Annotated in this window: 7 protein-coding genes; 5 read left to right on the plus strand and 2 right to left on the minus strand. The window is 44.7% G+C overall.

Features of this window, described 5'->3' with window-relative positions; genetic code table 11:
- The 5 genes from R7041_RS01020 (at position 1) to R7041_RS01040 (ending at position 7,822) form a co-directional block, all read left to right on the plus strand.
- Positions 1-2,232, plus strand: coding sequence for a response regulator (locus R7041_RS01020; RefSeq protein WP_206949055.1), 2,232 nt, complete (start codon positions 1-3; stop codon positions 2,230-2,232).
- Entirely contained in the window at positions 2,207-3,631 is a 1,425-nt protein-coding gene (locus tag R7041_RS01025; RefSeq protein ID WP_206949056.1) for a TolC family protein, read from the plus strand. The genes R7041_RS01020 and R7041_RS01025 overlap by 26 nt, the downstream gene beginning before the upstream one ends.
- Positions 3,621-5,207: an ATP-binding cassette domain-containing protein gene (locus tag R7041_RS01030; RefSeq protein ID WP_005389021.1), complete on the plus strand. Its 1,587-nt coding sequence runs from the start codon at positions 3,621-3,623 to the stop codon at positions 5,205-5,207. Before R7041_RS01025 ends, R7041_RS01030 begins: the two co-directional genes overlap by 11 nt.
- On the plus strand, positions 5,204-7,342 hold the full coding sequence (locus tag R7041_RS01035) for an ATP-binding cassette domain-containing protein (protein ID WP_053350479.1): 2,139 nt from the start codon (positions 5,204-5,206) through the stop codon (positions 7,340-7,342). The genes R7041_RS01030 and R7041_RS01035 overlap by 4 nt, the downstream gene beginning before the upstream one ends.
- A gap of 105 nt (positions 7,343-7,447) precedes the next feature.
- Positions 7,448-7,822 carry a hypothetical protein gene (locus R7041_RS01040; protein WP_064369162.1) on the plus strand — a complete coding sequence of 125 codons (375 nt, stop codon included), beginning with the start codon at positions 7,448-7,450 and terminating at the stop codon, positions 7,820-7,822.
- Between the two features lie 26 nt (positions 7,823-7,848).
- Here the strand turns inward: R7041_RS01040 and R7041_RS01045 are convergent, their stop codons facing one another.
- Complete coding sequence (locus R7041_RS01045; RefSeq protein WP_025768458.1) at positions 7,849-8,739, minus strand: RNA polymerase sigma factor RpoD/SigA; 891 nt, start codon at positions 8,737-8,739, stop codon at positions 7,849-7,851.
- Positions 8,740-9,071: 332 nt separating this feature from the next.
- Entirely contained in the window at positions 9,072-10,514 is a 1,443-nt protein-coding gene (locus R7041_RS01050; RefSeq protein ID WP_064369161.1) for a diguanylate cyclase domain-containing protein, read from the minus strand.
- Positions 10,515-10,756: the final 242 nt, after the last annotated feature.

Genomic DNA, 10,756 nt, shown 5'->3' on the forward strand with positions numbered 1-10,756 from the left:
ATGAGTAGCAAACCTTCTTACAATATTTCCGTTCCTGTTATGCGCCTAAGCATTGCTTTCAGCTTGATGCTGGCTGCCCTCGCCTTTTATTTGTATATCTCTTGGGAAAAAGTGGATTCAGTCGAGAAAGTGCAAAACGCGCCTCTTTTGGTTCAAGCTCAACAGCTCAACCAAACTATCGAGTTTAATATTCAAACGCTTCAACGCTGTTTAAGCGCACGTTATTGCAGTACAACAGAGCTTGATTTTGAGGTTCTGAAAGACGAAATTGACCAATTTAAGTCGCTCGCGTCACTCAACAAAACCGAGTTTAGCTTGGTGGGCGCGACCGAATACACGCAGCTTGAACTGGCAATCAATCGCTTCTCAGACAGCCAAAAAACACGCGACGATGTGTTGGCACTGTACCTCTCGCTCACCAATAACTACCTACAAATGGACGACAACTACCGGACCATATTTAACAACCATGCGAGCGACCTAATGATGGAGAAAAACGAGTTCTTCATTTGGTTGTTTGTGGTCGTTGTCGTACTGGTTGGTATCGCAGTGCTATCGAACTTGGTGGCAATCCTTAAGCTGAAAAAATCCAGCTCGAATGAGCGTGACATTGACCAAGAATTCGATGAGCTTTATCAAGAGCTCAAACAACTGGATTTACAAAGGTTGGAAGAGTTGCTGAATGAAGTGAGCATCAATCCGAAGCAGCGTCAGATCTACTCTCACCTAAAACTGATTTTCAGCAAACTCGAAGAACAAAAACGCAATAACGATCTCTACAAGCAGCTCTATGCTCTGATTGGTTACGAGATTCGTGGCATCACCAACACCATTAACGGCGGCGTGCAATATCTCGTTCAAGAGACCGATGAGAGCGGCGTGTTGATGGCGCAAGATATAACCTCGGCTGCCAATACCCTGTCTGAATTGGCAGAGAACTACAACCGACTCATTTCACAAGGGACCGAGAGCAAATCGAAAGAGTTTTCACTGCTGAACGTACTGTCTGAATTGATGATTCACATCAGTTCAAAAGTGCAGCGAAATGAAGGTGAGCTAGACTGCTTTATCTCAGATAACTTACCAAACCGTGTTGAAGGACAATCCACCAGCTTATTCTGGGTGTTGTTCCTACAGCTATCAAATGCCATCCAACTCAAAGCCGACAAGAAACTGTTTGTCACCATTGAATCAGGTGCGGCGTCAGACATTGAAAATACCCGCCTGACCATCAATCTAAACTTCTTAACCACGCTGGATGTGCCGCTTGCCAAGCTCAATACCCTACACTGGAGCGACCATAAACAGCACACTGCAACCAAAGACGATTTGGCGAAAAGCGTGTTGAAAGATTATGGCTATTACGAGAGCCATTGGTATCAATCGGGCAATCAGGAACGTTTTCAAATTCAGCTCGATTTGAAAGCCAAAAGCTTCCACACCGAGAAAACTCGCTTCGACAATAAGCGCCTATTACTGTGTGCCAACTCTCAGCTGCGCATTGATGTGATGAACAAAATGTTAGTCAACTTGGGCTTAGAGATTACGCCAATTCGAACGCCGAACGAACTCTTCTCTGCGGCAAAAACCTTTGGCGAATACGATGCCATCATGCTGACCGACACGTTCGAGCCAAACAAGCTGCCCTCACTGAGCAAAACGGTGAAATCGCAACTGCGCAATCACCCGAACACGAAGTTGTTGCTTTCAGTCACGAGCACTCAGCAAGCACAAGAGAGCCATACCTTTGTCGACAAGATTCTGAACTCCCCTGCGATTCCGTATGAGTTCATCCCTAACCTATTAGCAATCATGGAAGCGGAAGCCTCTGAAGAACAGATGGAGAACAGCTCATTCCTGATTGTGGAGGATGACCGTGTTCAACAGATTCTACTCAAACGTATTTTGAGCAAGCAAGAATACGAAGCCGACACCGTTGGCGATGGCGCAGACGCCGTTCAGCATTTCATGAATCAGCGCTCAGACATCATTTTTATGGACTGCATCATGCCGGGCATGGGCGGCATTGAAGCGACCAAACGCATTCGACAATACGAACAAGAGAGCGGACAGAACCCTTGCACCATTATAGGTGCGACAGCATTGACCAGCAGTAATGAACACCAAGCTTGTATCGAAGCTGGAATGGATTACGTGATCAGCAAACCTTATAAAAACGACGAAATCATCAAGGTGATCAACAAGTATGTGGCGGTACAGAAACTTAACTAGCTGTGTATTGGCAGCGCTTACATTGAGCAACGCTCCTTCGGCAATGGCGACCACCTTGCTTGAGGCGGTCAAACTCGGCTTGGAAAACAATTTATCTCTGCGCGCTAGTGACAAAGGCGTGGAAGAAAACGAATACAACATCGACATTAGCCGTTCTAAGTTTCTACCCTCTTTAAACGGTGCTGCTGATACCACATGGAATGAAAACGAAACCATATTAACGGGAACACCGGATACACGTTCTAGCTACAACTCGAACAGCTACAGCGTGTCTTTATCCCAATCGGTGTTTAACCTTGGTGACATCTTTAAATACGGCACCGCGAAGCTTGATTTCAACATTGAAGAAATCAAACACGAGAACAAAATCCAGAGCACCATTTCTGAAATCGCGACGCAATATTTCGAATACCTGAAAAACAACGCGCAAATCAAAGCCACCCAAGTAGAACTTAAATCGTCTGAAACACGTGAGCGCCAAATGCGTCGCAACGTGGAACTTGGCAACACTGCGGCGAGCGAGTTGTATGAGGTAATTGCCCAGAAAGAAGGCATTGCCAATCGCTTAAGAACCTTAGAGAAAGACCGGCGCGTAATTTTGAACGGTTTAGAGATTCAAGTTCAATACCCAGTCACCCCATCACAGGACATCTACGAAAGCGTGCCCTTGGCGGAAATCAGCGAATCCGAACAACGTGAGATTCTTGAACAAGCTTTGAAGCTCAATAACGACTTATTGGTTGCGAAGAAAACCGTCGAGCGCAGCCGAAGAGGCTTGAAAGAAAGCGGTTCAAACTTTGTGCCGACCGTATCGCTCTCTGCCAGTTACCGTTACGACGATGCGAACAACTATAACCGAACCGACCCAACCGCAACAGGGGACAGTAACTCCACCAGTGTCGGCTTGAACTTGAATGTGCCAATTTTCTCAGGCGGTTCGGATTACTACGGTTTTCAAAAATCATCGACTGCCATCGAGCGAACGGAGCTGCTGTACCAAGATTCGTTGTTCACGACGCGCAATAGCGTTAACACCTCAGTACTCAACATTAATGACTTCTCCCGCGCCATCAGCAGTTACGAGAACATCATTCGAGCCAACTACGCTTCCTATAAAGGCATTCAACGCGCTTACCAGCTTGGTACGCGAACCATTACCGACTTACTGGCAGCGGAAAGTAAACTGTTTAGCGCGTTACGTGATTACGAGAGCGCGCGTTATGACTACATCATTGAATCGATCAATCTTGAGCAAATCAAAGGCATGTTATCGGTGCAATCCATCGAAAGCATCATGCAGTTGATGAGCGATATCGAAGGCAGAAGCAATCAAGACTTAGTTCCAAAACACCTTCTCTCTAAACCATCGATTAAGAAAGGAGGTCGCAATGCAAACTGAGCACTTTTCCCAAAAGATTAACTTTGCTGACAAGTGTTATCTGACTTTCTCAACGGTCATCTCAACACTGTTTGGTTTAGTGCTGCCCTTTTCGATTCTTATTATCTTTGACCGTGTTTTACCTAACCAAGCCAAAGACACGCTGTTTCTTCTGTTTGCCATTATCTTGATCACCATCTTCCTCGACTATCACTTAAAGAATCAGGAAGAGAAGATTTCGTCGGTGATCATGAAGCAATTCGAAACCAACTTAACCAACAAGGTGTTTCAATCAATCTGTTTGGCTGAGATATCGAAGTTTCGTCGTCTAGAACCCGGTGAATACCTAGAGCGTATTGCGACCATTCCAGAGATTAAATCCTTCTTTGGCGGAGAATCTGTACGGGCATTGATCAACCTTGCCGTCAGCATACTGACCATTCTGATTATCGGTGTGATCAACATTTGGGCGGGAGTGACCATCTTGCTCGCCTCCATCATTTTGGCGGTGTTCGCACTCAGTCTTTCCAAGCAGAAAATCAACAGCTTAGAAAACAAATCCGACATCGAAGGCTTAACTACTTCTAAAATCATCGAGATCATCTCTAGCCCACTCGATATCAAAGCGCGCAATATGGAATATCGCGTTGAGAGCTTGATGACACAAATGGTGGAAGAACGTGAAGTCGAGAACATCAAATACGAGCAAATTGAATCAAACTTCAACCTTATCTTGTCGCTCATACAACAGCTCTCCATCGCTTGTGTAGTGGTGGTTTTGGCAACGGCAGTTATCAACATGCAATCGAGCCAAGGCATCATGGCTGCCATCATCATGCTTACCAACCGCTACTTCGCGCCATACCAGCAAGTAATGCGCACGGTGAGTCGATGGGAGTTGAACAAGCTTCATATTCAACGTATCGCCGAGCTGCTTGAGCTTGCTGCATCTATAGAACAACAAAACGACACGACGGAAGTCGAGCGCATCTCGGTGAAGTATTCGGAAAAACAACGCATTGAGTTTGAACGCGGTCAGGCTTACTTGCTGACGGGGAAAAGCGGCGCAGGTAAAACCCACCTCGCCAATTGCATTACGCGGCAAAACACCGACAGCAAGCTCGATATCCAAATCAACGAGACACCGCTCGATGACGTCAACTACAACGTCTGGCGTAATAGCGTGCTCATGGTCGACAAAACCAGTTCGTTCGTCGAAGGCACCATCATCGACAACTTGACTTGTTTCCGCCCGAGCTTAAATAACACGGCATTTGCGCTTTGCGAAACCATGAACATCAAGGCACAAATCGATGCCCTTCCCGCTGGTTTTTACACCGAGCTTAAAGGACATTTACGCAACCCATTCTCGCGCCAAGTCGCTTATGCCTTGTTGTTAGTGCGTGCCTTACTCGCGAACAAACGTGTGTTGATCTTCGACGACATCGACTGTGTTTATGATGACGACTTTGCTCGATTGGTTTTGACCAGCACCGCCTATCGCGCCAACGACAAAATCCTCATCATCGTCAGCAACAAGATGGACAAACTCAATCATCGCCTCAAACGCGTCAAACTTACCGGAGGTGACCAATGAGTATTTTGGTTGATTTTAATAATGTCCCTCAGCGCTTGTTGGACTTTGAGGCTCGCAGTTATGACGAGCGATACAATGAGTCACCTTTGATTCGTGGTTTAGCTTACACCCTCATAGCGCTTGAATGGGAAGGCACACCTTCTATCCTCAGCGACGCTTTTATCCCTAAACCAAAAGACAGCGACAGTTTTATCGCTACGATTGAACGCCTTGGTTACCGTTGTGACGTCACCAAACTAAAAACGTTGGAGCACATCGAGGGGCATCCTCATCCTTGTTTTATCGAGATAGAAAACCTCACTGCGATTTTCTTGGGCACTAAAGACGGCAAACTGATCCTGTTTGATTACACAAATAACAACACCATTGAATACCCGCTCTGCAAGAAGCCGTGCTTGTTGGTCTCGATCAGCGAATACTCCCGCTTATTCCGAGAGCCACCACCTGAATCTCAAGACCGCAGCAACTGGATTAAATACGCGTTTTATCGCTACAACAATGAACTCAAAAGCCTGATTATTCTCAGCTTCGTGGTCAGCATTCTCGGCGCACTCCAGCCCTTTTTTATTATGAGTGTGTACAACTTCGCCTTAACCTCTAGCTCGCAAGCCACGCTTTATTGGCTCACGTTATTTGCTGTGATTGTTGGGTTCTCGGAATACTTTTTCAAGAAAATGCGGGTCAACATCATCGCCACATCAGGGAAGGATTTGGCGGTGCATATTTCTCAAAACGTAATATCCAAACTGTTGTGGCTTCCTTATTCGATGACATCTACCGCTGGTGTCTCTTCTCAGTTAGCACGTTTGAAAGACATCGACACTTTCCGCCGTTTGGTAACCGCAGAGTCAACATTAAGCTACTTCGACATGCCGTTTGTTATCGTATTCATTATTGCCATTGCTCTTATGTCTGGTACCGCAGCGCTAGTCGTTATGGCGGGGTTGATTCTAATGTTGGTGTTCTGTGTTTATTCTCGTTACATCTACTCGCAAGCCACGTCCAAGAGCTCTCGCGCCAACGCCATGGTTTCTTACCAATGGAATGAGATTCTTCGTGGTATAAAAACCATCCAAGGCTTGCCATTGTTGCGTGTTATCCAGTCCCGCTTTAGCGCATCGCATTTACAAAGCACCAACGATGCAGAACATGTTTCAGTGACTAATAGCAGGGTTCAGGCAGCAGGCGGAAGTTTGATTCAGGTTATTGGTACCGCAAGTATCGTCGCGGCCGTTATCGGCGTGATGGACGGCACCTCCGATGCAGGTGCAATGCTCGCTACCGTAATTTTAGTCTGGAAGGCGTTGGGGCCTATTATGGGCATCTACAACTCTATTTCTAAGTTCCAATCCATTAAGGCGTCTTCTGCGCAAATCAACAACCTTATGGCGATGAACGACGATAAGCTAACGTTAGAGAAAAGCCCCCCTATTCGCCTATTTCAAGGTAGTATCGTCGGCTCTGGTGTGAGCCATCGTTATAGTGGTGCGGCAACAGGCTTAACTAATCTTGGTTTTAAAATTCCACCGGGTGCAAAAGTTGTGATTTGTGGACCAACAGGTTGCGGTAAAACGACGCTCATTTCTATTATCGCTGGGCTAGAGGAACGCTATCAAGGCTCAGTTTCGGTGGACGGTTATAACATCAAACAGTTCAACAGTTACCGCTATCGAACCTCGATTAACTACATCCCGTTTAACCTGCATATTTTTGAAGGCTCTCTGGAGACTAACTTCATCTTGCATAATGGGTTAATCCCAACAGAAAAAATGCGTGAAATGGTGAGTTTCTTTGAGCTCGATACATGGTTGCCACAAGGCCTGGACACTCAATTGAGCGTTGATATCTGTAAAAGTTTACCAAATGGTATTCAACAAAGACTGCGGCTCGCATTAGGGCTAGGTAACTGCGAACAATCTTTGATTATCATTGACGAGCCATTTAATGGTGCTGAGCAAGAAAACTCGCACTACTTCAAGCGGTTATTCAGCGACAAACTACTCAATAAGACCGTTATTTTCTCAACGAATGATCCGGGCATGATCTCTACATCCAATATGAGCTTAGTCTTGGAGCCAGATGGCAACTTGAAGTATTTCGGGTTAACCGATAAGTACTTAAAAAGTCTAAGTTAAGTTCGGAATGTGGTGTGGTTCATCATTCATAATTGAGCACGGTCATTGACAAAAATGTAAACGATGAGACTATTTACTCTGTAAGCGCGTACACTAAGGAATCCGATGTATACATTTGTTGCAGACAAATTGGATGTGGTTTATTTATCAACAATACCAGAAAACTACCATTTACAAGACTTCGACGTGCCTGAAGAAGAACTCGAAATTCGTGAAATTGTAGAGGTATGGTATGAGTGTGCGTTTCTTCCTGACTTTAACCTTCAACACATCGACATCGAAAACAAAACCGCATTGGTCGAGACACAAGCGCGAGTCGTAAACAACTACACAAGTACGCTCGCTTTTTTACTCAAAAGTCGTACTTATCGCGCAGCACTTAACCGATTATTGAGTGTATGGAGATTGGAGGCAGCAGCTAAAGCACAGCTTGAGCTGCTGTTACTTACGGAAGAACAGAGTAGCAAGCCAGTAAATTAATCGGCTAGGATAAGGGGCTAAAAATCTTAAACCCAACCATCGAATCGGAGACGTTTCTGCACGCGTTCAACCGCCTCTATCTGCATCTGACGAACACGCTCGTTAGACACGTTTAATAACAGGCCTATTTCCGACAAGGTTTTCACTCTCTGGTCAAATAATCCGAATCGATGGATCAAGACTTTCTGCAACTTAATTGGCAAAGTTTTAATAATATTTTCAATAGCTTGAGTAAAGCACTGGTTTTCACAGTCTTGTTGTGGATCTGGCGTATACTCACTTTCACACAGTTCAAGAACAAATGGAACACGATGTAGGTCCGCAGTGGTCGATACATCAATAAAACCACTTAGAGCAACAAGTTCATCTATACGTTCTGCTTTCACCCCTGAGCAGCGTGAGAGTTCAGAAATAGACAACTCCTTGCTCTCACTTTTTGACGCATCGAGCTTTTTTAAAGCCAGGCTATTTATCTCTTTGCACACATGAGCAGGTAAACGTACCGTGCGGCCATTGTTCATTAATGCCGCTTCTATATTCTCGCGAATCCACCATACCGCATAAGTAGAAAAACGGTAGCCTGGCTCAGGATCGAACTTATCGACCGCTTTTATCAAACCAATGTTACCTTCTTCTATTAAATCGAGCAGAGTAAAGTTATTACCTGGCCGTTTGAGGTAACCTTTTGCGATTTTCACAACAAGTCGAAGATTAGACTCAATCAACATTTCGCGCGCTTCTTCATCACCAGCTCGATTAAGTTTGGCGTAATGCAACTCCTCTTCACGAGACAACAAATCAATCCCCACAATATCTTTGAGATAGTGAGCATAAGGGTCTTTCCCAACTGACAACGATTCTTTCATTGACAGTTCATCCGTGACAGCTCGGAACCTAGCAAAGCATTCGTTGTTCATTCCCCGTCCTTCTCAAGCCAACTTATTTCTTATCTTCTTTAATTGTTTTTGTACAACACTGTATGCATCATGCTTTATATGCATTACTTTACACTGAGTGTAGACAGGGGTTCTGATCTTTACCAAGAAATCGCTTATCACTTTAAAACAATTACTGCTTCTATGATAAAAACGTGAGCAGGTGGGGGTTATATATATGAAAGTGCGAATATTTGTACGCAAATTGGCCTCAAAGAAAACAACGCAACGTAATCGTCAACGCTTACCACGTTACTCTGACTAAACCTTTGAGGCTTGAGGATGGTTTGAAGTATCAGTTGAATTAGCGAGACCTAATTCACTTGACGAAGCGCAGGTTGAAGCTGACAGTCTGTTATAACTTGGAAAACTGCACGATTCTTTCCTTCAGACTTACCTTGATACATCAACTCGTCAGCATCTTGCAAGCTCACGATGTGGGTAAACTCAGGATAGTAAGCACAGCCCAAACTGATACTCAAATGAATTGCTTGTCCGCCCAGTATAACAGGCTGATCGTAAACGGCTTTACAAAGCATATTGGCAAAATTGAGTGCTTCTCGCTCTGACAGAGACGACGTAACGAGTGCGAACTCTTCTCCTCCAATTCTCGCCAATGTCATTCGGTCATCAGTCATCGACTTAGCGGCTTCTGCGATGGCAACTATTGCTCGGTCTCCAGCAAGGTGGCCATATCGATCATTGATTGATTTAAAATCATCAATATCAAACACCATCACCGTTAAGTTTCGCTTCAAATGATTCAGTAGTGCCAATTGCTCAATCAGGTGTCTACGGTTGTATAGCTTTGTGAGAGAATCCGTCAACGTCATCTCTAGCAATTGCTGATTGGCAATCGTTAATTGCCTTGTCCGAAGAGCAACCATACGTTTGAGGGCAAAAATATGATAAAGCGTTGCGACCGCCATAATGAAAATAGCAATAGGGAAAAGATAAAGTGGATAAACCGTTTTCACCAGACTCCAACGGGTGAGGATCCGCTCGCGATCCGTATCGATGACTTTTTCAAACGCTCGTGATACCTCTAAAATGGAAGTTGCACTGTGCATTCCTGCTGCAATCCGAAGATCTTTACTATATAAGCTAATTATCGGGACAAACATACCCGCTCCCGGCGTGGTTGCCATATAAAAGTTAGCAACTTGCAGGTCTGCAACGAAGTACAGCACCTTTTTATCGACGGCTGCTTGTATCATCGAATCATTGTTAATGTACTCTGCAATAGGTGCATTCGGGTAATTCGTCTGAACAAACTCAGACTCGTAACTTCCTTTAACAACGCCAATTGGCAGCGTCATCTCGCCAGTTAAAACACTCCTGATATCAACCGAAAGTACATCTTTATTTACGTACAGTTTGGTTTGGATAGGCATTATGACTGCGCCAAAGTCCATATACTTCGCTCTTTCGGGCGAGTAGACAAGTCCTCCGTGAAAGTCAGCCTTACCCTCTTTTACGGCTTGCAAAGAAGCATCCCAATCCAAAAGGAGAAACTGAACGTCGATTTGGTTGTTCACCGCGTACTCTTTCCAAAAGTCGATTAAAATACCTTTAGGTTCACCATCTGGGCTAAGGTAAGAGAACGGCTTCCACGCTTTGGAGTTAGCAACAATTAAAGAATGAGACTCTGACTTGTGTGCATGCGCCATCGGACAAATGGACAGCCACAGTAGTAATAAAGAAGCACACGCTTTTTTACATTTGCAACCATAAGTACCATAACTCGTCGATGACATACCTACTTCTCACCAGTCTTTTTAAACCATAATCTCGGCTCTTTGATTAGACTAAAGATATAGTAGAGTTGCATAATACAGGAAGTGACGCTTATTGATATGAATCTAACTTAGTAAGTTTTAGTACTTAATTGGTACTTTCAACGCTTGGTTCGCTGAAGCAGTTGAAGCAGTTGAAGCAGTTGAAGCAGTTGAAGCAGTTGAAGCAGTTGAAGCAGTTGAAGCAGTTGAAGCAGTTGAAG

Origin of the sequence: Vibrio sp. 1751, assembly GCF_033339895.1 — a bacterium.
Taxonomy (GTDB): domain Bacteria; phylum Pseudomonadota; class Gammaproteobacteria; order Enterobacterales; family Vibrionaceae; genus Vibrio; species Vibrio alginolyticus.

Excerpts from the sequence above, each read along its gene's own strand:
- R7041_RS01045 (WP_025768458.1), bottom strand. The coding sequence starts at position 8,739 with ATGAACAACGAATGCTTTGCTAGGTTCCGAGCTGTCACGGATGAACTG.
- R7041_RS01025 (WP_206949056.1), top strand. The coding sequence starts at position 2,207 with ATGTGGCGGTACAGAAACTTAACTAGCTGTGTATTGGCAGCGCTTACA.
- R7041_RS01040 (WP_064369162.1), top strand. The coding sequence starts at position 7,448 with ATGTATACATTTGTTGCAGACAAATTGGATGTGGTTTATTTATCAACA.
- R7041_RS01030 (WP_005389021.1), top strand. The coding sequence starts at position 3,621 with ATGCAAACTGAGCACTTTTCCCAAAAGATTAACTTTGCTGACAAGTGT.
- R7041_RS01050 (WP_064369161.1), bottom strand. The coding sequence starts at position 10,514 with ATGTCATCGACGAGTTATGGTACTTATGGTTGCAAATGTAAAAAAGCG.
- R7041_RS01020 (WP_206949055.1), top strand. The coding sequence starts at position 1 with ATGAGTAGCAAACCTTCTTACAATATTTCCGTTCCTGTTATGCGCCTA.
- R7041_RS01035 (WP_053350479.1), top strand. The coding sequence starts at position 5,204 with ATGAGTATTTTGGTTGATTTTAATAATGTCCCTCAGCGCTTGTTGGAC.